Here is a 22,382-nt window from a genome sequence, read left to right as displayed (position 1 = left end):
GACAGGGCCCACGCCGTCCGGGCTCCCGTCCGACCCGGGTCGGTTCGATGCCGGCGGTCAGGCTCCGGGGGCGGGCCGACGGTGAGGGAGGGTGGTGGCGAGGGCGAGAGCGGCGAACGCGGCCAGGACGGTGGTGGCGGCGAGGTCTCCGGCGTCGCCGGGGGCGAGGTGGAGGGCGAGGGTGACGGTGGCGACCCCGACGGCGGTGCCGAGCCCCCGGGTCATATTGACCATGCCTCCGCCCGTACCGGCGGAGGAGGCCGGGACGGCCTTCATGACCAGGGTGTTGTTGGCGGGAACGAACACGCCGAGCGCCAGCCCCAGCAGCGCCAGCGGGTAGGGCATCGTGCCCGCGTCCGGTGGCAGCAGGGCGAGCAGTACGAGGGCGGCGAGGCAGCCGATCGCACCGGTGCGGCTGCGGACGGAGTCGCTCCAGCCGGTCGGCAGGAACCGGTCGGCGGTGGTCGCGGCCAGCGCGAAGCCGACCGGAAGAGCGGTGAGGACAAGGCCGGTGATCAGCACGGGGGCGCCGTGCCGGGCGAGTTCGACCGGTACGAGGACGAGGGGCCCGAACAGGACGAGGTAGCCGCACAGTCCGGCGAGCAGCCCGGGACCGATGCGGCCGGTGCGCAGCAGGGCGAGGTCGATGAGCGGATCGGGACATCGGCTCTGGCGCCGGGTGAAGGCCCAGCCGGACACGACGGCCGCGACGGCGAGGACGAGTGCGCTCCGGACGGGCAGGCCGAGCCCCGAGACCACCGAGAGGGCGAGCAGTGCCGAGGTGGTGGAGGCGCCGAGGAGCAGGACGCCCGGGATGTCGATGCGGGAGGCGCCGTGGCGCCGGCGGGTGCGGGGCAGCAGGTAGTGGCCGGCGACGAGGGCCGCGATTCCGATGGGGACGTTGACCCCGAAGACCCAGCGCCAGCCGAGGGCGGAGACCAGGGCACCGCCGACGGTCGGCCCGAGGGCGAGGCCGAGGGCCTGCCCGGCGGCCTGGATGCCGAGGGCGGCGCGCATCCTGCCCGGCGGTGCGCTGGTGGTGACCAGGGCGACGCTGTTGGCCTGCATGAGGGCTGCGCCGACGGCCTGGACGACCCGGAAGGCGACGAGCGCCCCCAGGCCGGGCGCCAGTCCGCAGGCCGCGGAGGCGAGGGTGAAGACCGCGAAGCCGTAGAGGTAGAGGAGCTTGCGGCCGTGGACGTCGGAGAGGCGGCCGACGGGCACGAGCAGTGCGACAAGGGTGAGCAGGTAGGCGAGGGACACCCACTGGACGGCGGCGAGCGCGGTGTGGAACTCGGTGCGCAGCGGCTGGTAGGTGAGGGTGACGATGCTGGCGTCGAGCTGGCCCATGAAGGCGCCGAAGCAGACGGTGGCGACGGCCAGGCGCCAGGCGCGCGGGTGCTCGCGGATGCGGTCGGGCCGGGCCCGCTCGGTGGTCAGCAGGGCGGGAATCCGCAGTGGCGGGACCGGCGGGCGGTGGGTCCGATGGCCGCGTACCGGCATGGCGACGTCCCCCAGGGCTGCTGTCCGCGACGTGTTCGCGCCGGGGTGCCGTGCCGAGCGGGGTGCTCGGACGGTCACGTCCCCATATTACATCTGCTGCCGACATAATCTGTGGGAGAAGTGTTCTGTGAGGGATGGATCCCGGACGCCTGTCCCCGGCGCGGGGGAGTCGCGGCCCGTTCCGAGGGGGTGCCTCCCCCGTACGAGTGAGACGGCGGATCACCGTCACCGGCGATCCCCGGCACCCGGTTTCCGAGCATGGTCGTCTCTGTCGCAAGCCGTCAGTCGTCAGCCGTCAGTCGTCAGCCGTCAGCCGTCAGTCGTGAAGACGGAACACCTCGGAAAGGCCGGACATCGTGCAGTGTGGCCGACGGTCAGCGAGTGCTGGCGGCTCTCCAAACTTCAGCCGGACGGCCACCTATGTGTGCGCGGGACCGAGTTGGGTGCGCCGGTCACAAAGTCAGTGCTGAGCATGAGTGTGTGCTCCTTCGACGGGTCCATGTCGGGGGTGCTGCTCCGCAGGTCACGCCAGTGCGCTCCCCGATCCGAGCCGGTCTGGCACGGGCCACTGACATACCGTCCGATCCACGCTGCCGGGCTCGGGCGGGCGCAGCGTGCCGTCGCGGTGTCAGGTACCGCAGCGGTGGCAGTGGAACGGAGCGCTGTTCAGCGCACCCGGCGGATCGCCAGCAGCGCCGCGTCGTCACCGAGGCCGCCGTCGACGTAGGCGCGGACGTCCGCGACGAGATGGTCCAGCACGGTTCCCGGGTCGTGCCCGTTCAGGTGGGCCAGGCGCTCGGCCAGCGGGTAGAACCGGCCGCTGTTGTCGCGCGCCTCGGAGACACCGTCGGTGTAGAGGAGCAGCAGATCACCTTCACCGAGCCACAGACTGCCCGCGGAGTAGCGTCCTTGGCCGGACATGCCCAGCAGACCCAGTGGCGGAGCGTAGCCGGGCGGCTGCACCTCGCTGACACCGGTGGCCGTCGCCAGCAGCGGCGGTGGGTGACCGCAGTTGACCACCAGTGCCGGGCCCGTTGTCTCGGGTACGTCGAGCAGCACCGCCGTGACGAAGTCCTCGGCGGTCAGGCGCCGGTTCAGCGCCGAGTCCAGCCGGACGGCGACCTCGGCCAGATCGGGTTCGGCCAGCGCGGCCTCGCGGAACACCCCGAGCACGTCGGCCGCCGTCTCCACGGCCGTCAGCCCCTTGCCGCGGACGTCGCCCAGCAGCAGGCGGATCCCCTGCGCGGTGCGGACCACCTCGTAGAGGTCGCCGCCGATCCGGGCCTCGGCGGCCGCCGCGAGATACCGTACGGCGATCCGCAGCGTGCCGACCCGGTCCGGTACCGGCCGGAGCAGCGCCCGCTGGGCGGTTTCGGACACGGTACGCACCTGGACGAGCTCCCGCTCGCGCATGGCCACCAGCGAGACGTTCGCACTGCTGATGAGGGCGACGGCGAGGACCGCGGCGGCGGCTGTCGCATGGACGATCTCGGGCACCTGAGGGTTGAGGAAGACCAGGAGCACGACCACGGCGGCGGTGAGCAGGCCGGCGAACAGTGGCACCAGCGCCCGGCGGGTGCCCACCCCGGCCAGCACGGGCACCGCCGTCAGCACGGGTGAGAAGGTCGATTTCGGCCCGGTCGCCAGATCCACCGCGACGATGGCAGCCGTCAGCAGTGACCCGCCCAGCACCATCCACCTGAAGCTCGAAGGTGCGAGCGGCGCGGTCTGCCACCGCCGGCCGTCGGACACCGCGGCTGCCTCTCTTCTGGACGGTCCCTCCTGCCGGGACCGTTCCTTTCCTCTTACTGTTCACCACCCGGCCGCCGCTTGCGACAGGGGCGGGCGCCGGGCGGGAGTGAACGTCCTCCCGCTGCGGGTTCGCCGGGGAAAGCCGGGCTAGGCCATTTGAGTGCGCGCATGATTGCGCACGGCAGCCATTCGTGTACACTCGGCGACCGTCGGCGGGTGTGGGCATCGCCGCGAACGCCTGTCGCCGCGCCGCGCAGAACTGACAGTCGGACCGGCGCCAGGTGCTTCGACCGGGGCCCGGTCGGCCGCCGCTGTGACAAGTCCCTGACATTGGCCGACTGTTCATCCGTCACCACCCGCACGGTGGACCACCCGTGCGGCAGAGTCATATCGGTCTGGCGCAGCCACACCTCGGAACACTGTGTGAAAGTGACAGAGAGGGAGGATCCGATGACCGGGATGACCCGACGCAGGCTGCTGGGTTCGGTGGCCTCGGTTGTGGGCGGGGCGGCGGCGATGAGCCTGCTGCCGCCGAGTGTTCAGCAGGCGGTGGCGGCCGGGGTGCCGCAGCACGGTTCGATGAGGGACATCGAGCACGTGGTCCTGCTGATGCAGGAGAACCGTTCCTTCGACCACTACTTCGGGACGCTGGCGGGCGTCCGCGGCTTCGCGGACCCGGACGCCCTGCGCCTCGACAACGGCCGCTCGGTCTTCTACCAGCCCGACAGGGTGAACCCGGACGGCTACCTGCTGCCGTTCCACCTGGACACCCGCACCACCAGCGCGCAGGCGATTCCGTCCACCAGCCACGCCTGGTCGGTGCAGCACCGGGCCTGGAACGGCGGGAAGATGGACCAGTGGCTGCCCGCGCACCGGGCGGCGGACGGCGTCAACGGCCCGTATGTGATGGGGTACTACACCCGCGACGACATACCGTTCCAGTTCGCCCTGGCCGAGGCCTTCACCATCTGCGACAACTACTTCTGCTCCGTGCAGGGGCCGACCTGGCCGAACCGGCTGTACTGGATGACGGGTTCGGTAGACGCCGCCGGCACCCACGGCGGCCCGATCATCCAGAACTCCGCCCCCAAGCCGCTGACCTGGACGACCTACGCCGAGCAGCTGGAGTGGGCCGGGGTCAGCTGGCAGGTGTACCAGGAGTCCGACAACTACGGCACCGACGTGCTGTCGCTCTTCCGGAACTTCCAGCGGGCCAAGCCCGGTGACCCGCTCTACGAAAAGGGCATGACCGCGCGACCGGCCGGGACCTTCGAGGAGGACGCCCGCAACGACCGGTTGCCCGCCGTCTCCTGGATCCTGCCGACCAGTTACCAGTCCGAGCACCCGGACTACCTGCCGGCCGCCGGTGCGGACTACGTCGCCTCCAAGATCGAGGCGGTCGCCTCGAACCCGAAGGTCTGGGCGAAGACCGCATTCATCCTCAACTACGACGAGAACGACGGGCTGTTCGACCATGTCGCGCCGCCGGTGCCGGAGGCGGGAACGCCGGGCGAGTTCGTCGGCGGTCTGCCGATCGGCGGTGGATTCCGGGTGCCGTGCATCATCATCTCGCCCTGGACGGTGGGTGGTTGGGTCGCCTCCGAGGCGTTCGACCACACCTCGGTGCTGCAGTTCCTGGAGTGCTTCACCGGTGTCCGGGCGGCCAACATCAGCGACTGGCGCCGGGAGGCCTTCGGGGATCTCACCTCGGCCTTCCGGTTCCACCGCCGCGTCGGCCGGGCGCCGAGGCTGCCCGACACCGCGGCCCAACTGGCGCTGGCCGAGCGGGAGGTGGCCACTCTTCCGGCGCCGACTCTGCCCGGCGCCGTGCAGCACTTCCCGCACCAGGAGCACGGCCACCGCCCGCACCGCCCGACGCACGGGGACTGAGCGGGCGCTCGGCGGGGCGGCGTTCCGGGGCGGGCGGTTCAGCCGAGGATCGACGGGTTCAGCCGTGTGAAGCCCTCCTGCCGCTGGTAGGGGAAGTGTGGGTAGGGCGCCGTGCGGCTGCTCGCCGAGTCGAGGCGCGCGACCTGGTCGGGCGTCAGACTCCAGCCCACGGCGCCGAGGTTCTGCCGCAGCTGCTCCTCGTTGCGGGCGCCGATGATGACCGAGGACACCGTCGGGCGCCGCAGCAGCCAGTTGATCGCGATCTGCGGGACGGTCCGGCCGGTCTCCTGCGCGATCTCGTCGAGGGCGTCGACCACCCGGAAGAGCTGCTCGTCCTCGACCGGCGGGCCGAAGGAGGCGGTCTCGTGCAGCCGGCTGCCGGCCGGCCGCCCGAGGCGCTCAGTCCTCGGTGGCGGCGGGCAGTCTCTCCCTGATCAGCTGCATGACCGAGCTGTCGGTGAGGGTGGTGACGTCCCCGAGCTCGCGGTGCTCGGCCACGTCCCTCAGCAGACGGCGCATGATCTTCCCCGACCGGGTCTTCGGCAGTTCGGGGACCACCATGATCTCCCGTGGCCGGGCGATCGGGCCGATCTCCCTGGTCACGTGGGCCCGGAGTTCCCGGACGAGTTCCTCGGCGGACTCGCCGTCCTGAGCGGCGTCGTCCCGGGTGGCGCTGCGCAGGATGACGAACGCGACGATGCCCTGCCCGGTGGTGGCGTCCGTCGCGCCCACGACCGCCGCCTCGGCCACCCTGGGGTGGGAGACCAGTGCCGACTCCACCTCGGTGGTGGAGATCCGGTGACCGGAGACGTTCATGACGTCGTCCACCCGGCCGAGCAGCCAGATGTCGCCGTCCTCGTCCTTCTTGGCGCCGTCCCCGGCGAAGTAACTGCCGGGGAAACGCGACCAGTAGGTGTCGATGTAGCGCTGCCGGTCGCCCCAGATGGTGCGGAGCATGGCCGGCCACGGCTCGGTCAGGACCAGGTAGCCGCCCGCGCCGTTGGGTACCGGCGCCCCGGAGTCGTCCACCACCTCGGCGCTGACGCCGGGCAGCGGGCCGAGCGCCGAGCCCGGTTTGCACTCGCTCACCCCCGGCAGCGGGCTGAGCAGCTGCGCCCCGGTCTCGGTCTGCCACCAGGTGTCCACCACCGGGCAGCGGTCGCCGCCGATGGTGTGCCGGTACCAGATCCAGGCTTCGGGATTGATCGGTTCGCCGACCGAGCCGATGATCCGGAGGGTGGAGAGGTCGTAGCGCGCCGGGATCTGCGCACCCCACTTCATGAAGGTGCGGATCGCGGTGGGGGCGCAGTAGAGCACGGTGACCCCGTACCGCTGGACGATCTCCCACCAGCGACCCTGGTGCGGAGTGTCGGGGGTGCCCTCGTACATGACCGAGGTGGCGCCGTTGGCCAGCGGCCCGTAGACGATGTACGAGTGGCCGGTGACCCAGCCGATGTCGGCAGCCGTCCAGAAGACGTCCCGCTCGGGTTTGAGGTCGAACACGGCCCAGTGCGTCCAGGCGACCTGGGTCAGATAGCCGCCCGAGGTGTGCAGGATGCCCTTGGGCTGTGCCGTGGTCCCCGAGGTGTACATGATGTACAGGGGGTGCTCGGAGTCGAAGGGTTGGGCCCGGTGTTCCGGTGACTGACGGTCCACCAGGTCGTGCCACCAGACGTCCCGGCCCTCGGTGAACGGCACCTGCTGGCCGGTGCGGCGGACGACGATGACGCTGCGTACGTCCGGGCAGTCCGCCACGGCCTGGTCCACGGCCGGTTTGAGAGCCGAGGCGGCGCCCTTGCGGTAGCCGCCGTCGGCGGTGATCACGACCCGCGCGTCGCAGTCGAGGATCCGCCCCTTGAGCGCGTCGGCCGAGAAGCCGCCGAAGACCACGGTGTGCGGTGCCCCGATCCGGGCACAGGCCAGCATCGCGACGGCGGTCTCGGGAATCATCGGCATGTAGATCGCGACCCGGTCCCCCTCCCGGACACCGAGTTCGATCAGTGCGTTCGCCGCCCGGCAGACCGTGTCCTTGAGCTCTGCGTAGGTGACCGTACGGGTGTCGCCGGGCTCTCCCTCCCAGTGGAAGGCCACCCTCGACCCTCGGCCGGCCTCCACATGCCGGTCCACGCAGTTGTAGGCGACGTTGAGGCGGCCGTCCACGAACCAGCGGGCGAACGGCGCCTCGGTCCAGTCCAGTACCCGGCTCCAGGGCTGGGCCCAGGTCAGCCGACGGGCCTGCTCCTCCCAGAAGGCCAGCGGGTCCTCCCGTGCGGCGCGTACGGTCGCCGCGGTGACGTTGGCCGTCGCCACGAGCTCCGTGGGCGGGGGGAAGCGACGGTCCTCGTGCGACAGATTCGACAGCGTCTCCTCACTCATCGCCTCTCCTCGCCTTGCCTCTGCTCGTCGGGATCGTCCAGGACCGCGCGGGGGACGGGTCTGCCCGAGGGTCAGCCGAGTGGCCAGACCGGCAGTGCCGTCCGTTTCCAGGTGCTGTTGGTGACCGTGGCGAAGGAGGCGTACCAGGCGACCAGCGCGGACGGTGGTGTCGGCCGGAGTCGGGCTGGGGCGGACGCGGCGCTGAGGGTGACACGGAGGTCGGGCTGCAGCACCCACCGAAGTGGTGGGCGCCGGTAATGGCCAGCGTCTTTCAGGATAAATCGGACCATCCTGGAGTGCTCCGCCGACGGCTCGCCGCCGGTGCAGCGGTGGATCCCGGCCGTGCCTGCGGGGACGGTGCGGACCATGCTCTCCGCGCCGATGATGCCGTTGCGCTCTACGATGGAGTCTCCAAGATCTTCCCGGGTGGCCCGAGTGCCCGCCGGACGGCCGACTTCGATTAAGGAGTTCAGCCCATGAATGCCTCATCAGGAACTTGGAAGTCGTTGGTTCGCCCCGGGCTACTGGCAGCCGGTGCCGCTCTGCTCACGTTCGGCATCGCCGCGTCCGGCGCTCCGGCGCAGGCTCAGGCGAACGGAACCTGCGGCACCCTGACCACCGCCGCCGGCCTCCCCGCCGTGGTCAAAGTCCAGCACGGCCCGGCGAGTTGCCACGACGCCCGGAACGTCCTCTCGCTGTACTACTCCTACCTGAGCGCCGGTCTGGCGCCGGGCAACGGCGGCGGCGGCCCGGTCAAGGTACTGGGTTGGGTCTGCCAGTCCCCGCCGTACACCGAGCGGGACCTGCCGGCGACCTGCGTCAACGGCGCCAAGGTCCTGAACGCCTACGCGCAGCCGCAGGCGCAGTCGAAGTAGCGACGAGCGGGCGCCCGGGCCTGTCGCGCATTGACGGGTCGTCAAAAAGCTGGCGACGGCCGGGCGATGGTCGTGCGGATCGGTCCGTCATGGACCGGAACGCTTCCGTGGGTGGCGAGTTGGCCAGGCGAGGCGACCGGGCGCAGAGCGACACTACGGCCACCGTCCGCGGAAGACCCGCCGCCCGGGCCGCGGCCCGTCACATGAGCGTCACGTGAGTACACGGCCGTGTGCCGACGTGGGAACGACGACGACCGGGCAGTGGGCGTGGTGCAGCAGCCCGTGCGGGACGGAGCCGAGTCGCATACCGGTGAACCCGCCCCGGCCCCGGCGGCCGACCACCACGGCCAGCGCGTGGTCGGCGGCCTTGCCCAACTCGTCCACCGGATGCCCGGACACCACCTCGTGGGTCAGCACGACGTCCGGGTAGCTGCCGGAGCGCCCCGCCGTGGTCTCGTACAGCATGCGCCGGACCTCCTTGAGGGCGGCCTGCTCGTCGACGGGCACGATCAGCGGCGGCTGCCAGACCCAGATGGCCCGCAGGTCCGCGCTGCGCAGGGCGGCGGCGTCGAAGGCGAAGTCCACCGCGGCGGTGGACGAAGCGCTGCCGTCCACCCCGACCACCAGATAGGGCGACTCCTGGGTGATGTGCTCCGGGCCGTGGACCACCACCACCGGACAGAGGGCCTGGGCGCTCACCGGGACGGCCACCGAGTAGGCACTGAGCACTTCCTCGGCCCGGGAGAGCCGCCGCGAGCCGAGCACCACGAGCTCGGCATGTGCGGACTCCCGGATCAGCGCATGCCCCGGACTCCCGTCCAGGACGGCGGTGGACACCTCCAGGCGCGGGTGTCGCTCACGGGCGAGCAGCACGGCCTCGTCGAGCAGCCGGTCGCCGTTGCGCCGGAGCTCGGCGTGGTACCTGGACTGCTCCAGACCCCTGATGTCCCGGATCATCGCCGGTACGGCGTGGACCAGGCGCAACGGCAGGTCCCGCCGGGCGGCTTCGTCGGCGGCCCAGGACGTCGCGAGCGGACTCGGGTCGAGAGCGTCGACGCCGAGCACGATCGGACAGCGTTCGCTGGTGGCTGTCATCGTTCCTCCACCGGTGTGCGGGCCAGCGGGCCGGCGGTCGGATGTCGGTCCTTTTCGTACTGTACGGAGGCGTCCGACCCGGGCGACAGGGCCGAGCGGCCCCACCGGAGCGACGGGCACTGCTGGCGGATCCGGCGGGACAAGCGCAGCGTGGAGGAGACGGAGACGGAGCGAGGTGATCGGTGTGGCCGGGAACGACTCTGCTGCCCGCATCGTGGTCGGCGTCGACGGTTCGCCCCCGTCGTACGCCGCGCTGCGATGGGCGGTCGGCCAGGCGGAGTTGACCGGGGCGACGGTGGACGCGGTGGCCGCGTGGGAGCCGGTGGCGCTCTACGGGTGGTCGGCGCCCGTGGTCGACTCCACGTTCGACGAGGACGTCGCGCGCCAGGCGCTCGGCCGGGAACTCCGGGACGTGCTCGGGGCGGACCGGCCGGTGGAGGTACGCGAACACCTGGTGCTCGGCAACCCGGCCCAGGTCCTGCTGGACGCCGCAGCGGGCGCCGAGCTCCTCGTCGTGGGCAGCCGTGGCCGGGGCACTTTCGCCCGTACCGTGCTCGGCTCGGTGAGCCAGCAGTGCGCGCTGCACGCGCCCTGCCCGGTGGTCATCGTCCGGCCGGACTGACCATGCCCGCCCACACCGTGAGGCCCCGCCCCGGGGCCCGGCAACCCGCGACAGGGCCGGCCGGCCCCTGGTCGGGGGCCGGTTCCCGCCGACACACTGGATCGTGAGACCCGCCGGCACCGTCCGGTGGCCGCAGCTCCGGACCGAGGAGGCGTGCCATGACAGCCGCATCCGAACCGCGCAGGCAGCCGGCCGCTCGCACGTCTCCCGCCTGCCATCTGCGGCGGGCCCTCGCCCGGGAGGCGAACCCGCTCTGCCGCCCGGTCGACCGGGCACGCAGCAGACTGCTCCTCGGTATGTGGCTGGCCCTGGCTCTCTCCCTGGTCATCGCCACAGTGGTCTCCCTGGCACTTCTGAACGGCATGCGGACCGCGGCGGGGCAGATCGCCCTGCACCGCCACCTGGTGACCGCGACCACCCTCGCCGCTGCGCCCGCCAAGCCGGTCCAGGCCGATGGCCGGGGCCCGGTCAGGGCCGCCTGGACCTACCCGCCGGTCGGCCGGACCAGTGACGTGATCGAGGTGCCGATCGGTACGGCGGCCGGTACGGCCGTCCCGCTCTGGGTCGACGACGGGGGTGTCCCGGCGCCGCCGCCGCGCGCCGACATCGAGATGACGGTGTCGGCGGGCATCTACGGGCTCGGTGTGCTGAGCGGTCTGGGATCGGCGGCCTGGGTCGGCTATGCCGTCCGCTGCCGTGCGCTCGACCGCCGTGCCGAGCGCACCTGGGAGCCCGCCTGGGAGCTGGTGGAGCCGTTGTGGTCCGGGCGCGGCCACCGCTGGCCGGACAACGGCGAGAGCTGACCACGGCACCGGGGTCCGCCAGGTTCGGCAGATTGAGCCGATCGGCCCAAGCGCTGACGGGACCGCAGGCGGCACTGTGGGGCTGTGAGGGCGACAGCCCCCACCACACCAGGCCAGGAGCCCGCGATGATGTACTGGCACGACCACGGTATGGACGGCTGGGGCTTCGGTCTGCTGGCCATCAGCATGCTGATCTTCTGGGGGCTGATCATCTTCGGGGTCGTCGCACTGGCCCGCTACCTCGGCCGGGCCCCGCAGCACCGGCCCACGGCCTGGTCCGCCGGCCCGCCCCCCGGGCGGCCCTCGCCGGAGCGGCCTTCACCGGAGCAGCTGCTCGCCGAGCGCTTCGCCCGGGGCGAGATCGACGCCGACGAGTACCGGCACCGCTTGGAGGTCCTGCGCTCTTCACGGGGACCGACCCCCGGCTGACCGAACCGTCCAGGGAGACCGCCATGCCCACCATGGCCCTTGATGCCGCAGCGCTGGAGAAGCTGGTCTCCGCCGCCGTGGCCGCACCGTCCATCCACAACAGCCAGCCCTGGCGCTTCCGGCTGCGGCCGGAGACCTCCACCCTGGAGGTGCACGCCGTCCGCGAGCGTGCGCTGCCGTCCGCCGACCCCGAAGGGCGCGCCCTGCACATCTCGGTCGGTGCGGCGGTCCGCAACCTCTGCACGGCCGCCAGCTATCTCGGCCGGGACCCCGAGGTCCGGCTGCTGCCCGACCCCGGTGAGCCCGACCTGCTGGCCGTGATCGAGCTGGACCGACCGTCCCCGGTGGCGGCGTCCGCCCGTACCGCCGAGCTCTTCGCGGCGATCTGGCGGCGGCACTCCGCCCGGACGCCGTTCACCGGCCCGCCGGTGCCGCCCGCGGTCCTGGACGAGCTGGCGGAGGCCGCACGGGCACAGGACGTACAGCTCCACTTCCCGGCCGGCGAGGAGCGGGACCGGCTTCTGCACCTGACCGCCGAGGCCGAGCGCCGCAGCACCACGGACCCCGAGCGCAGCGCGGAGAGCCGGAGCTGGATCCAGGGGCCGGGCGCCCCGCCGTACGGAATCCCGGCGACCGCTCTCGGCCCGCAGGACTCGGCCGGACGGATGCCGATGCGGGACTACTCGGCCATCCATCCCGCCGAGCACCTGCCCGCCGCCGCCTTCGAGACCGAGCCGTGCATCGCCGTCCTGGCGACCGCGTACGACCGGCCCGTGGACTGGCTGCGCGCGGGGACGGCCCTCGAGGACGTCCTGCTGCTGGCGACCGTGCACCGGATCAGGGCCTCACTGCTGGACCAGGCGATGGAGTGGCCCTATCTGCGCTGGGAGGCCCGCGATCCACGGCAGGGCCCGGGTTTCGTGCAGCTGCTGATCAGGCTCGGCTACGGAGCCGAGGGGGCGGCCACGCCGCGACTGTCGGTGGCCGACGTCCTGGACACCGGTCCCGACCGGCCCCGGCCTGCCGGAGCCTCTTAGACCGAGGTCAGCGGGACCCGCCAGACGAGCTCCGTACCGCCGTGCGGGCCCGCTCGCGCCCGGAACGTGCCGCCCAGAGCCTCGGCGCGCTCGGCGAGGTTGGCCAGTCCGCTGCGGCGGCCGCCCGTCGGCAGTCCCACGCCGTCGTCCGTCACGGTGACCACCAGCTCGGAGCCCGCCGCCAGCGAGACCTGCACGCTGTCGGCGCGGGCATGCCTGGCGGCGTTGGACAGCGCCTCCTGCAGGACGGCGACCGCCTCGTCCGCGATCGGCTTCGGCACGGCGACGTCCAGCAGACCGGTCATCCGCAGGCCCGGTGTGAAGCCGAGCACGGTGCCCGCACGCTCGACGGCCTCCACCGCCCGGGCGCGCAACCCCCTGGCCCGGGGACCCGTCTCACGGGCGCGCAGACCGAAGATGGTGGCGCGGATGGTCTTGGCGGTCTCGTCGAGGTCGTCGATGGCGCGCAGGACCCGGTCGGCGGCCGCAGGGTGACTGATGAACCGGGTCGCCCCCTGCAACGTCATCCCGGTGGCGAACAGACGCTGGATCGCCAGGTCGTGCAGGTCGCGGGCGATCCGGTCCCGCTCCTGCAGCAGGGCGACCCGCTCGAAGTCGCGACGGCGCTCCGCCAGCTCCATCGCGAGCGCCGCCTGCCCGGCGAAACCCAGGAGCGGCTCCGACTCGCCCGCCTCGAACGACGGCTGCCCCGCCGCCCGGGCGAGCATCAGCACTCCGTGCACCCCGCCCGCCGCCGTCCCGATCGGTACGGCCATCGCCGGGCCCAGACCCTCCCACCGGGGCGGTCCGACGGTGATCCGCGGATCCTGCCGCACATCGGCGCTGACCACCGGTTCGCCCGTGCGGGCCGCCGTTCCCATGAACGAGCCCGACAGCGGCAGGAGAAGTCCGGCGTGCTGCTCGGCGTCGAGCCCCACCGCGATCCGCACCTCCAGCTCATCCGCGTCGGGTACCGGCAGGGCGACGACGGTGAGATCCGCGCGGGCGATCGCGGCCGCCCGCGCCACCAGCAGGTCGAGCACCTCGGCCTCGCCGCTGCCCGAGAGCAGGCTGGCCGTGATCTCGGCACTGGCCGCCAGCCACCGCTCGCGCAGCCGGGCCTGGGCGTAGAGCCGGGCGTTGTCGATCGCGACCCCCGCCGCCACGGCGAGGGTGGACAGCACCGACTCGTCCTCCGCGTCGAACTCGACGCCGCCGCGCTTCTCGGTCAGATAGAGATTGCCGAACACCTTCTCCCGGACCCGGATCGGCACCCCCAGAAAGCTGTGCATCGGCGGATGGCCGGACGGAAAGCCGTACGAGGACCCGTGCTCGGAGATCTCCGCCAGGCGCAGCGGCGCCGGGTGGCGGATCAGCTCACCCAGCAGCCCGTGCCCGGTCGGCAGACGGCCGATCCTCTCCACCTGTTCGTCGGCCACCCCGACCGGGATGAACTGCGAGAGCCGCTGGTCCTCACCGATCACGCCGAGGGCGCCGTACTCGGCGTCCACCAAGGTGACGGCCGCCTCCACGATGTGCCGCAGCACCTGGGCAAGGTCCAGGTCCCGGCCGACCGACAGGACGGCCTCCAGCAGGCTGTGCACCCGGTCCCGCGTGCGGCGGGCGACGTCCAGCCGCGCCTGCAGCTCGCCCAGCAGGTCGTCCAGATGGAGCTGCGGCCCGGGCATCGAACCCTCTCCCGCTGCGCTGCCCACCGGCGCCCTCCGAGGCTCGCGAGGCTCAGCAGTTGCCACTGCCCAGGTTAGACCGACCGGCAACGGGGCACGCGGCGGCGGGGGTCCACCGGCCCGCCTCGGGGCCCCGACCCATTGGCGCCATCGTGCCCGCAGGGGAACGCTGAAGATGAACGGGGCGGACACGTCACCGCACCCGGGGCGAGGTACCCGACCCCGCCGGCCGCTCCGAGGCACGGCATGGCACGAGCGAGGCACGACCATGAACGAGAACGCCGAATCCACGCCCGTCCGGGCCGCGCAGGAGCCCGACCAGGGCGCCATCGCGCAGCGCATCGCCCAGCGGAGAGCACAACTCGGGCTCACTGAGCAGGAGTTGGCGGCCCAGGCCGGTATGGCACCGCGCTATCTGCGGTACCTGACCGAAACGGGACCGGGTTTCGACCCTGCCGGGCTCCTCCGGATCGCCGCGGTCCTGCGTCTGACCTGCCGGGAGCTGCTCGAAGGACGCAGTGACGCCCCGCCGGGGCAGAGCACTGCGGCGACGCCGCCCGTGCTCCTCCGCCTCGGCACCCCCGAGTGCTGGGAGAAGCTCGGCACCCACGGCATCGGCCGGATCGCCCTGCCCGTCGATCCCGGCCCTGCCGTGTTCCCCGTCAACTACCTGGTCGACGACGGCACGGTCGTCTACCGGACGGACCCGACCGGCTCCGCTGCCGCCGCAGCCGGCAGCAGGCTCTCCTTCGAGGCGGACCGCATCGACGAGCACATGAGCAGCGGCTGGAGCGTGCTCGTCGTCGGCACCGTCGAGCACATCACCGATCCGGAGACCATCGAGCGGCTCTCCAGGGCACCCGGCTGCGAGCCCTGGGCCGGGGGAAACCGCCCGCTGTGGGTGCGCATCCGGCCCTCGCAGATCACCGGGCGGCGCATCGCCACGGCGGAACGAGGGTCCCCGGCCCCTTGACGGAGGCCGCCCGCGCGCCGCCGTCCCGACCGGTACGGCCGTCGCCGGGCTCAGGGCAGCTCGACGGTTGCGACGGTGCCACCCTCCGGTCCGGGGGCCAGCCGGACCGTGCCGCCGTGGGCGGCGACCACGGCGTGGACGATGGCGAGGCCGAGCCCCGTACCGCCGCCGGCACGGGTCCGCGACCGGTCGCCCCGGACGAAGCGTTCGAAGACGTGCGGGGCGACCTCGGGCGGGATGCCGGGGCCGTCGTCGGTGATGGTCAGCCGATGGCCCTCGATGCGCAGCGTCACGGTCGTCCCGTCGGGCGTGTGGCGGTGGGCGTTGGTGAGGAGGTTGGACACCACCTGGTGCAGGCGGTGCTCGTCGCCGGTGACCAGGACCGGTTCGGCGGGGAGTTCCAGTCGCCAGTGGTGGGCGGGGGCCGCGGCTCTGGCGTCCTGGGTGCGGTCGAGCGCGATCCGGGTCAGGTCGACCTGGTCCGAGGCGAGCGGACGGCCGGCGTCGAGCCGGGCGAGCAGCAGCAGATCCGCCACGATCGCCCCCATCCGGTGGGTCTCGGCCTCCACCCGCTCCAGCGAGTGCCGTACCTCGGTGGGGACTTCGCCCGGGTAGCGCAGGGCCAGCTCGGTGTGGGCACGGATCGTCGCGACGGGGGTGCGCAGTTCGTGGCTGGCGTCGGCGGCGAAGGAGCGCAGCCGGTTCTCCGAGGCATGACGCTGGGCGAGGGCCTGCTCGACGTGGCCCAGCATGCGGTTGAGCGAGAGGCCGACCCGTCCGGTCTCGGTACGGGGGTCGGCCTCGGGTGCCCGCTCGGAGAGGACGACCTCGCCGGTGGCCAGGGGGAGGGCGCTGACCCGCTCGGCGGTGTCGGCGATCAGGTCGAGGGGCCGCAGGGCGATACGGACCCATAGCGCGCCGGCGATCCCGGCGGTGGCGAGGGCGATCGCGAAGGCCGCCAGCTCCAGGACGAGCACCTGGTGCTCGGTCTCGCCGACCTGGTGCAGCGGCAGACCGGTGACCAGGACGTCGCCGTCCTGACCGGCGACCGCCCGCACCCGGTAGGGGCCCAGGGCGGACAGCCGGACGGAGACGGGCGGGCCGCCGACCGCGAGAGAGGCCAGGCGCTGCTGGTCGGCCGGGTCCAGCCGCACCGTGTCGTCGGTGTCGGCCGGTACGGTGCCGTTGGCGACATCGGTGTCGTCGGCATCGCCGTCCACCACACCCGCGTTGGTCACGGTGCCGTGCAGGAGCCTGGCGCCGAAGGTGCCCGGGGACTGCGCCCGGGTGTCACTGCGGGCACCGGCCGAGGAGGCGGTGCCGTGCTCCAGGCTGGCCGCATAGCGGCCGCCCGCGTCGGTCAGCCGCTGGTCGAGCTGCTGCACCAGGTAGTGCTGGAGCGCGGTGGTCACCGCCACGCCGACCCCGGCCAGGGTGACGAGCAGCAGCGCGAGCAGCCCGGCGATCAGTCTGGCGCGCAGGGTCCGCAGGGCGAAGCGGTCGGTGAACCGTCCGGCCGACCGTTTGGCGGACCGGGCGGTGATCCGCCGCAGTGGTCTGCCGGGTGCGGTGGGGTCCCGGTGCGCGGTGGGGTCCCGGCGTGCGGTCATCAGAGCGGAGCCTTGATCAGATAGCCAGCGCCGCGCACGGTGTGGATCATGGGCGCCCGGCCGGCGTCGATCTTCTTCCGCAGATAGCTGATGTAGAGCTCCACGACATGGGCCTGGCCGCCGAAGTCGTAGGACCAGACGGCGTCGAGGATCTGGTCCTTGCTGAGCACCTGACGCGGGTGCTTCATCAGATAGCTGAGCAGCTGGAACTCGGTCGGGCTCAGGTCGATCGGGTCACCGTCCCTGATCACCTCCCTGGACTGCTCCGCGAGGACGAGGCCGCCCAGGACGAGTGCCCCCTCGGGCAGCAGGGCGGAAGAACCGGCGCCGGGTGTCTGCGCACGGCGGAGCAGCCCGCGCAGCCGGACCACGACCTCCTGAAGGCTGAACGGCTTGGTGACGTAGTCGTCGCCGCCCGCGGCGATCCCGGCGATCCGGTCCTCGACGGCGTCGCGGGCGGTCAGGAACAGCACCCGGACCTGCGGCCGTTCGGCATGGATACGGGCCAGCACCGTCATCCCGTCCATGCCGGGAAGCATCATGTCGAGCACCACCGCGTCCGGCCGCCACCCGCGCGCCTCCTCGACGGCGGCCTCGCCGGTGGCCACGCCCCGGGTCTCCCAGCCCTCGTAGCGAAGGGCGGCGCACAGCACCTCGACGAGATCGGGCTCGTCGTCCACGACCAGGATGCGGTGGGCAGGCATGGCTTCCAATCGGACGGGTGTCGCTCGCCGGAGCCGGGGGTGTCCCGGACGGCCGGACTCGGCGGCCATTCTTCCCTGCGGCCGTGAGAATCCGGTGAGAGATCAAGACCGGCGATACTGCTCTGACCTGCGAAGATGTAGTCATCGTCGCAGGTGGGCGCAGTTGTTCAGAGGAAACTGAGAGGTCCGGATGCCAGGGTTGGCGCTGCTCGGGCGCCCGCCAAGGCGGCGGTGGCCCGGGGAGGAGTCCGGCAGATCCGAGCAGCGAGGAACGGCCCATGAGCACAACCGTCCGGCGAACGCGCGGGACCCCGGCCGCCACCTCGCACCGGACCCGAGGTCGGTCGGTGCCTGGTCGGGGCAGGCCGCGATCCGCACCGGGCCGATGGCCCCTTCCGCCGCAGTCGACCGCCGGGCCGGCCCTCGCGCTGATCGGCGCGGGCGGTGCGGGGATCCTGGCCCTGTGGTGGCGCGACACCTTCGCGGTGACCGGCGCCGACCAGTGGCTGACCGACGCGGGCCGGATCACCGGCCTGCTCGCCGGCTACGCAGCCCCGGTCCTGCTCCTGCTGATGGCCCGGATACCGCTGCTGGAGCGGGACATCGGCGCCGACCGGCTGGCACGTTGGCACGCGAACGGCGGACGCTACCTGGTCGGCCTGGTCTCCGCCCACGTACTGACCGTCATCTGGGGCTACGCGCTGACCGCACACCGCGACGTCGTCGGCCAGGGCGTCCAGATGGTCTTCCACTTCCCGGACATGCTCAAGGCCGCGCTGGCCACCCTGCTGATGTTCGCCACCGGTGCGCTCTCCGCGCGGGCAGCCCGCCGCAGGTTCGGCTACGAGACCTGGTACCACCTCCACCTGGCGACCTATCTGGCGATCGCACTCGGCTTCGCCCACCAGCTGACCAACGGTGCGGACCTCGGCCAGGGCCCCGGTCGCGCCGCCTGGTACCTGCTCTATCTCGGCACCTTCGCCCTGCTGGGCTGGTACCGACTCGCCGTCCCCTTCCTGCGCGACCGGCGCCACCGGCTGCGGATCGCGGAGGTCCGCCAGGAGAGCCCCGGCGTGGTGTCCGTCTTCCTCACCGGCGAGCGGCTCGCCGAACTGCGCGCCGAGCCGGGGCAGTTCTTCCGTCTCCAGTTCCTGGCGCCCGGGCTCCGCTGGGCGGTCAACCCCTACTCGCTCTCCGCGCCGCCCACCGACAGCTTCCTGCGCTTCACCGTCAAGGACCTCGGCGGCCACAGCGCGGCGGTCGCCCGGCTGCGTCCCGGCGTGCGGGTACGGGCCGAGGGCCCGTACGGGGCCTTCACCCCCAGGCTGCGGCGGTCCCGGAAGGTCCTGCTGATCGCGGGCGGGGTCGGCATCACCCCGATCCGCTCCCTCTTCGAGGCTCTGCCCGCCGCACCCGGGGACCTCACCCTGCTCTACCGGGCCCGGCACCAGGAGGACCTGCTGTTCGGCGCGGAACTTGAGCACATCGCCGCCGCACGCGGTGCCCGGCTGACCTACCTGGTCGGGTCCCGCAGCGAGATCGGCGACCCGCTCACCGCACCGTCCCTGACCCGGCTGGTGCCGAGGCTGGCGGAGCACGAGGTGTTCCTCTGCGGTCCGCCGGCACTGGCCGAGGCCACCGTCCGGGCGCTGCGCGAGGCAGGCGTTCCGCGCCACCGGATCCACCACGAGTCGTTCGTCCTCTGAGCCGTCCTGACCCGTCCCCTGAATCCGTCCCCTGAATCCGTCCCCTGAATCCGTCCCCTGAATCCGCCCCCTGAATCGTCCTCCGAAGGGAGACCCCGACATGCGTCGAGCCGTCCTGACCGGCACGGTCACTGTGGCCGGAGTCGTCCTGCTGCTCTCGCTGAAGCCGCACGGTTCCGCGTCCGCGCAGAGCGCGCCGGTCATCGCCTCCGACTCGGAGCGCACCGCCGCCTCGGGCCCGAGCGCGGCGCCGAGCCCGTCCGCGGGCTCCACCACCGCGCCCGCGAAGGCCGGCACCCGTACCGTCACCGGCAATGCCGTCGACACCCGCTACGGCCCCGTCCAGGTCCGGATCACCCTCAGCGGCAGCCGGATCACCAAGGCCGAGGTCCTTCAGTACCCCTCGGAGAGCCGGCACGACCTGGAGATCAACCAGTACGCCCTGCCCCAGCTCAACCAGGAGGCCATCTCCGCCCAGAGCGCGCAGATCGACAGCGTCTCGGGAGCCACCTACACCAGCCAGGGCTACCAGCGCTCCCTGCAGAGTGCCCTGGACCAGGCGGCGCACTGATGCTCCGTCACGCCGAGCCCGTCATGGGCACCGTCTTCTCCTTCGCGGTCCGCGATGCGACCCTCGCCGACCTCGCGCCCGCGCTGGCCGAACTGCACCGACTGGACGGCATCTTCTCCACCTACCGGCCGCAGAGCGACATCAGCCGCCTGGCGCGGGGCGAGCTGGAGCTCGGGCAGTGCGACCCGCTCGTCGCCGAGGTGCTCGACCACTGCACCGCCGTCGGCCGGGAGACCGACGGCTACTTCTCGGCCCGGGCCGCAGGCGCCCTCGACCCCTCCGGCTGGGTGAAGGGCTGGGCGGTCGAGCGTGCCTCCCGGCTGCTGACGCAGGCAGGCTTCACCCACCACAACGTGACCGGGGGAGGAGACGTGCAGTGCACGGGGGAGCCGACGCCCGGCCGGCCCTGGCGGATCGGCATCGCCGACCCGGCCAGGACCGGACAGCTGGCCGCCGTGGTCACGGGACGACACCTGGCCGTCGCCACCTCGGGAACGGCCGAACGCGGCCCGCACATTCTCGACCCCCACACCGGGCGGCCCCCCGTCGGAGCCCTCTCACTCACCCTCGTCGGCGAACGCCTCGCCCGCACCGACGCCTGTGCCACCGCGGCCTTCGCCATGGGCCCGCACCGCGCCCTCCACTGGGCCGAGCACCGACCGGACGTCGAAGCCCTGGTGATCCTCGACGACGGCACCCGCCTGGCCACCCCGGGCCTCGGACGGTACCTCGCTCCCGGCCCGGCCGGGCAGGACTAGGGCCCCGAGGGAGCCGCGGCGAGCCGTCGGATCGGCGCCGGGTCGGGCGTTCAACGACCTGCTGGGCGAGGAGAAGCGGGTCGAGGCGGTCCTGCTCGCCGTCGCGGACGGGCTGACCCTCGCACGCCGGTGGGCTGACGGGAGGAAGCCGGTGGGCAGGTAGCCCCCGCGCGGGTGGCATGGACACCTCCCGGAGGTGGGTAGGTCGTGGCAAGTCGTTGCTTCGCCCAGCCACCAACCTTCGGGGGAGTCCGGATGAGTCCTGCCCGCAAGCCCGGTTCGACGAGAACGAGCCGGGTGCTGCTACCGCTGCTCGGTGCCGTCCCGTTCGTCGGGATCCTCGGCGGCATCTTCTTCGTCAACCGGGTCACGCCCTATGTCCTCGGGCTGCCGTTCATTCTGTTCTGGGTCGTTCTCTGGGTGGTGCTGGGCTCCGTCGTCACCGCGGTGATCTACCGGCTGGATCCCGGTAACCGGGAGCCGGTCGAGGCCGAGGAGGTCTCGTCATGACCGCACTTGTCGTCATCGCGGCCTTCCTGCTGGTCGCCATCGCTCTCGGGGTGCGGGCGCGGAGCGGAAGGGACATGAGCCTGGAGGAGTGGTCGGTGGGCGGCCGGGGCTTCGGCACGGTCTTCGTCTTCCTGCTGCTCGCGGGCGAGCTCTACACCACGTTCACCTTTCTCGGCGCCTCCGGCTGGGCGTACGGGAAGGGCGGTCCCGCGCTCTACATCCTCGGCTACGCCTCGCTGGCGTACGTGATCTCGTACTGGCTGCTGCCGCCGGTCTGGCGGTTCGCCAAGGAGCACCGCCTGGTCTCCCAATCCGACTTCTTCGTGCAGAAGTTCGACAGCCCGGTGCTCGGCGCACTGGTCGCACTGGTCGGTGTGGTGGCCATGGTGCCCTATCTGGTGCTCCAGCTCACCGGCATGGGGATCATCGTCTCCGCGTCCTCGTACGGGCATGTCTCCCCCCATGTCGCGGTCGTCATCGGCACTCTCGCCCTCACCGCCTACGTCACCGTCTCCGGCATCCACGGCTCCGCCTGGACCGCGGTGGTCAAGGACGCGCTGATCCTCGGGATCGTGGTGTTCCTCGGCATCTACCTGCCGCTGCACTACTCCGGCGGCATCGGGAAGATGTTCCACTCGATCGACGCGGCCAGGCCCGGCTTCCTGACGCTCCCGCACAGCGGGCTGAGCCCCGCCTGGTTCGCCTCGACCGTGCTGCTCTCCGCGCTCGGCTTCTACATGTGGCCGCACACCTTCAGCGCCGTCTACAGCGCCAAGGACCCCCGGGCGTTCCGCCGCAACGCCGTCTTCCTGCCGCTGTACCAGCTGGTCCTGCTGTTCGTGTTCTTCGCCGGGTTCGCCGCGATCATCGCCGTCCCCGGCCTCAAGGGCTCCGACATGGACCTCTCGCTGCTGAACACCACGGTCAAGACCTTCGACCCGTGGTTCGTGGGAGTGGTCGGCGGCACGGGGATGCTGACCGCGCTCGTCCCCGGCTCGCTGCTGCTGATGACCTCGGCCACCTGTCTGGCCAAGAACGTCTACCGGCTCGCCCGGCCGGACGCCACGGACCGGACGGTCGGACGCCTCGCCAAACTGCTGGTGCCCGTGCTCTCGGCGGTGGCGCTGCTGTTCACCTTCAACGGCGGCAGCACCATCGTCAACCTGCTGCTCATGGGGTACGCCCTGGTCACCCAGCTCTTCCCGGCCCTGCTGCTCAGCCTTCCGTCCCGGCGCTTCGTCACCAAGCAGGGCGCCGCGGCCGGAATCGTCTCGGGTGTCGCCACGGTGGCCGTGGTCACCCTCACCGGCACCACCCTCGCCGACCTGCTGCCCTTCCTGCCGCAGCCGGTGAAGGACCTCAACGTGGGTGTCGTCGCCCTGCTGGTCAACACGGCCGTGCTGTTCGCGGTCTCCGCAGCCACCCGTGCGTCCACCGTGCCGAGTGCGGTTCCGGTGGCCGGCGACGCAACGTGACTCCC

General features: G+C 72.3%; 20 protein-coding genes and 1 pseudogene. 12 read left to right on the top strand and 9 right to left on the bottom strand.

All coding sequences use genetic code 11. The features are described from left to right. Positions 1-57: 57 nt before the first annotated feature. Together P3T39_RS04835 and P3T39_RS04830 are read right to left on the bottom strand one after the other, a co-directional pair. Positions 58-1,503 (bottom strand): MFS transporter, encoded by a 1,446-nt coding sequence (locus tag P3T39_RS04835; RefSeq protein ID WP_280696096.1) that lies wholly within the window; start codon positions 1,501-1,503, stop codon positions 58-60. A gap of 666 nt (positions 1,504-2,169) precedes the next feature. Beyond that, complete coding sequence (locus tag P3T39_RS04830) at positions 2,170-3,198, bottom strand: PP2C family protein-serine/threonine phosphatase (RefSeq protein WP_280696061.1); 1,029 nt, start codon at positions 3,196-3,198, stop codon at positions 2,170-2,172. A gap of 507 nt (positions 3,199-3,705) precedes the next feature. Here P3T39_RS04830 and P3T39_RS04825 point away from each other — a divergent pair. Then, complete coding sequence (locus P3T39_RS04825; RefSeq protein ID WP_280696060.1) at positions 3,706-5,145, top strand: alkaline phosphatase family protein; 1,440 nt, start codon at positions 3,706-3,708, stop codon at positions 5,143-5,145. A 38-nt stretch (positions 5,146-5,183) separates the two neighbouring features. Here P3T39_RS04825 and P3T39_RS04820 read toward each other — a convergent pair. From P3T39_RS04820 to P3T39_RS04810, 3 genes and pseudogenes are all read right to left on the bottom strand, one after another. Next, positions 5,184-5,531: pseudogene (locus P3T39_RS04820) on the bottom strand (aldo/keto reductase); the annotation flags it as partial. A gap of 13 nt (positions 5,532-5,544) precedes the next feature. Further along, positions 5,545-7,521 (bottom strand): acetate--CoA ligase, encoded by a 1,977-nt coding sequence (gene acs, locus P3T39_RS04815; RefSeq protein WP_280696059.1) that lies wholly within the window; start codon positions 7,519-7,521, stop codon positions 5,545-5,547. Positions 7,522-7,592: 71 nt separating this feature from the next. Next, on the bottom strand, positions 7,593-7,754 hold the full coding sequence (locus P3T39_RS04810; protein ID WP_280696058.1) for a hypothetical protein: 162 nt from the start codon (positions 7,752-7,754) through the stop codon (positions 7,593-7,595). Positions 7,755-7,997: 243 nt separating this feature from the next. On the opposite strand from P3T39_RS04810, the gene P3T39_RS04805 reads away from it, so the two are divergent. Next, the gene (locus tag P3T39_RS04805) at positions 7,998-8,396 is read left to right on the top strand and encodes a hypothetical protein (protein ID WP_280696057.1); all 399 of its coding nucleotides are present in this window, start codon (positions 7,998-8,000) and stop codon (positions 8,394-8,396) included. Positions 8,397-8,606: 210 nt separating this feature from the next. On the opposite strand, the gene P3T39_RS04800 is transcribed toward P3T39_RS04805, so the two are convergent. Then, positions 8,607-9,491, bottom strand: coding sequence for a universal stress protein (locus P3T39_RS04800; RefSeq protein WP_280696056.1), 885 nt, complete (start codon positions 9,489-9,491; stop codon positions 8,607-8,609). Between the two features lie 184 nt (positions 9,492-9,675). Between P3T39_RS04800 and P3T39_RS04795 the strand changes: the two genes are divergently transcribed. The 4 genes from P3T39_RS04795 to P3T39_RS04780 all read left to right on the top strand — a co-directional run bounded on the left by P3T39_RS04795 (position 9,676) and on the right by P3T39_RS04780 (position 12,382). Then, complete coding sequence (locus P3T39_RS04795) at positions 9,676-10,113, top strand: universal stress protein (protein ID WP_280696055.1); 438 nt, start codon at positions 9,676-9,678, stop codon at positions 10,111-10,113. Positions 10,114-10,271: 158 nt separating this feature from the next. Then, a complete protein-coding gene (locus P3T39_RS04790) occupies positions 10,272-10,916 on the top strand; it encodes a hypothetical protein (RefSeq protein ID WP_280696054.1) in 645 nt (214 codons plus the stop codon). Between the two features lie 126 nt (positions 10,917-11,042). Beyond that, positions 11,043-11,345, top strand: coding sequence for an SHOCT domain-containing protein (locus P3T39_RS04785; protein ID WP_280696053.1), 303 nt, complete (start codon positions 11,043-11,045; stop codon positions 11,343-11,345). Positions 11,346-11,368: 23 nt separating this feature from the next. Beyond that, positions 11,369-12,382 (top strand): hypothetical protein, encoded by a 1,014-nt coding sequence (locus tag P3T39_RS04780; protein ID WP_280696052.1) that lies wholly within the window; start codon positions 11,369-11,371, stop codon positions 12,380-12,382. On the opposite strand, the gene P3T39_RS04775 is transcribed toward P3T39_RS04780, so the two are convergent. Further along, complete coding sequence (locus P3T39_RS04775) at positions 12,379-14,070, bottom strand: GAF domain-containing protein (protein ID WP_280696051.1); 1,692 nt, start codon at positions 14,068-14,070, stop codon at positions 12,379-12,381. The two genes, P3T39_RS04780 and P3T39_RS04775, sit on opposite strands and share 4 nt — an antisense overlap. A 268-nt stretch (positions 14,071-14,338) precedes the next feature. Between P3T39_RS04775 and P3T39_RS04770 the strand changes: the two genes are divergently transcribed. Continuing rightward, entirely contained in the window at positions 14,339-15,043 is a 705-nt protein-coding gene (locus P3T39_RS04770; protein WP_280696050.1) for a pyridoxamine 5'-phosphate oxidase family protein, read from the top strand. Positions 15,044-15,093: 50 nt separating this feature from the next. Here P3T39_RS04770 and P3T39_RS04765 read toward each other — a convergent pair whose 3' ends face one another. Together P3T39_RS04765 and P3T39_RS04760 are read right to left on the bottom strand one after the other, a co-directional pair. Further along, entirely contained in the window at positions 15,094-16,653 is a 1,560-nt protein-coding gene (locus tag P3T39_RS04765; protein WP_280696049.1) for a HAMP domain-containing sensor histidine kinase, read from the bottom strand. After that, positions 16,653-17,357 carry a response regulator transcription factor gene (locus P3T39_RS04760; protein WP_280696048.1) on the bottom strand — a complete coding sequence of 235 codons (705 nt, stop codon included), beginning with the start codon at positions 17,355-17,357 and terminating at the stop codon, positions 16,653-16,655. The genes P3T39_RS04765 and P3T39_RS04760 overlap by 1 nt, the downstream gene beginning before the upstream one ends. Positions 17,358-17,635: 278 nt before the next feature. Between P3T39_RS04760 and P3T39_RS04755 the strand changes: the two genes are divergently transcribed. The 5 genes from P3T39_RS04755 to P3T39_RS04735 all read left to right on the top strand — a co-directional run bounded on the left by P3T39_RS04755 (position 17,636) and on the right by P3T39_RS04735 (position 22,377). Next, positions 17,636-19,063 carry a ferric reductase-like transmembrane domain-containing protein gene (locus tag P3T39_RS04755; RefSeq protein WP_280696047.1) on the top strand — a complete coding sequence of 476 codons (1,428 nt, stop codon included), beginning with the start codon at positions 17,636-17,638 and terminating at the stop codon, positions 19,061-19,063. A 100-nt stretch (positions 19,064-19,163) separates the two neighbouring features. Continuing rightward, positions 19,164-19,634 carry an FMN-binding protein gene (locus P3T39_RS04750; RefSeq protein WP_280696046.1) on the top strand — a complete coding sequence of 157 codons (471 nt, stop codon included), beginning with the start codon at positions 19,164-19,166 and terminating at the stop codon, positions 19,632-19,634. After that, positions 19,634-20,392, top strand: coding sequence for an FAD:protein FMN transferase (locus P3T39_RS04745; protein ID WP_280696045.1), 759 nt, complete (start codon positions 19,634-19,636; stop codon positions 20,390-20,392). The genes P3T39_RS04750 and P3T39_RS04745 overlap by 1 nt, the downstream gene beginning before the upstream one ends. Positions 20,393-20,647: 255 nt before the next feature. After that, positions 20,648-20,902, top strand: a complete 255-nt coding sequence (locus P3T39_RS04740; RefSeq protein ID WP_280696044.1) for a DUF3311 domain-containing protein — start codon at positions 20,648-20,650, stop codon at positions 20,900-20,902. Beyond that, a complete protein-coding gene (locus P3T39_RS04735) occupies positions 20,899-22,377 on the top strand; it encodes a sodium:solute symporter (protein ID WP_280696043.1) in 1,479 nt (492 codons plus the stop codon). Before P3T39_RS04740 ends, P3T39_RS04735 begins: the two co-directional genes overlap by 4 nt. Positions 22,378-22,382: the final 5 nt, after the last annotated feature.

Origin of the sequence: Kitasatospora sp. GP82 (assembly GCF_029892105.1) — a bacterium.
In the GTDB taxonomy this organism is placed as follows: domain Bacteria; phylum Actinomycetota; class Actinomycetes; order Streptomycetales; family Streptomycetaceae; genus Kitasatospora.
This window is presented reverse-complemented; position numbering and strand designations above follow the sequence as displayed.

Bases quoted from the DNA above. Each gene is read 5' to 3' on its own strand.
- P3T39_RS04835 (WP_280696096.1), bottom strand. From the start codon at position 1,503: ATGCCGGTACGCGGCCATCGGACCCACCGCCCGCCGGTCCCGCCACTG.
- P3T39_RS04830 (WP_280696061.1), bottom strand. From the start codon at position 3,198: ATGGTGCTGGGCGGGTCACTGCTGACGGCTGCCATCGTCGCGGTGGAT.
- P3T39_RS04825 (WP_280696060.1), top strand. From the start codon at position 3,706: ATGACCGGGATGACCCGACGCAGGCTGCTGGGTTCGGTGGCCTCGGTT.
- acs (WP_280696059.1), bottom strand. From the start codon at position 7,521: ATGAGTGAGGAGACGCTGTCGAATCTGTCGCACGAGGACCGTCGCTTC.
- P3T39_RS04805 (WP_280696057.1), top strand. From the start codon at position 7,998: ATGAATGCCTCATCAGGAACTTGGAAGTCGTTGGTTCGCCCCGGGCTA.
- P3T39_RS04800 (WP_280696056.1), bottom strand. From the start codon at position 9,491: ATGACAGCCACCAGCGAACGCTGTCCGATCGTGCTCGGCGTCGACGCT.
- P3T39_RS04790 (WP_280696054.1), top strand. From the start codon at position 10,272: ATGACAGCCGCATCCGAACCGCGCAGGCAGCCGGCCGCTCGCACGTCT.
- P3T39_RS04785 (WP_280696053.1), top strand. From the start codon at position 11,043: ATGATGTACTGGCACGACCACGGTATGGACGGCTGGGGCTTCGGTCTG.
- P3T39_RS04780 (WP_280696052.1), top strand. From the start codon at position 11,369: ATGCCCACCATGGCCCTTGATGCCGCAGCGCTGGAGAAGCTGGTCTCC.
- P3T39_RS04775 (WP_280696051.1), bottom strand. From the start codon at position 14,070: ATGCCCGGGCCGCAGCTCCATCTGGACGACCTGCTGGGCGAGCTGCAG.
- P3T39_RS04770 (WP_280696050.1), top strand. From the start codon at position 14,339: ATGAACGAGAACGCCGAATCCACGCCCGTCCGGGCCGCGCAGGAGCCC.
- P3T39_RS04765 (WP_280696049.1), bottom strand. From the start codon at position 16,653: ATGACCGCACGCCGGGACCCCACCGCGCACCGGGACCCCACCGCACCC.
- P3T39_RS04760 (WP_280696048.1), bottom strand. From the start codon at position 17,357: ATGCCTGCCCACCGCATCCTGGTCGTGGACGACGAGCCCGATCTCGTC.
- P3T39_RS04755 (WP_280696047.1), top strand. From the start codon at position 17,636: ATGAGCACAACCGTCCGGCGAACGCGCGGGACCCCGGCCGCCACCTCG.
- P3T39_RS04750 (WP_280696046.1), top strand. From the start codon at position 19,164: ATGCGTCGAGCCGTCCTGACCGGCACGGTCACTGTGGCCGGAGTCGTC.
- P3T39_RS04745 (WP_280696045.1), top strand. From the start codon at position 19,634: ATGCTCCGTCACGCCGAGCCCGTCATGGGCACCGTCTTCTCCTTCGCG.
- P3T39_RS04740 (WP_280696044.1), top strand. From the start codon at position 20,648: ATGAGTCCTGCCCGCAAGCCCGGTTCGACGAGAACGAGCCGGGTGCTG.
- P3T39_RS04735 (WP_280696043.1), top strand. From the start codon at position 20,899: ATGACCGCACTTGTCGTCATCGCGGCCTTCCTGCTGGTCGCCATCGCT.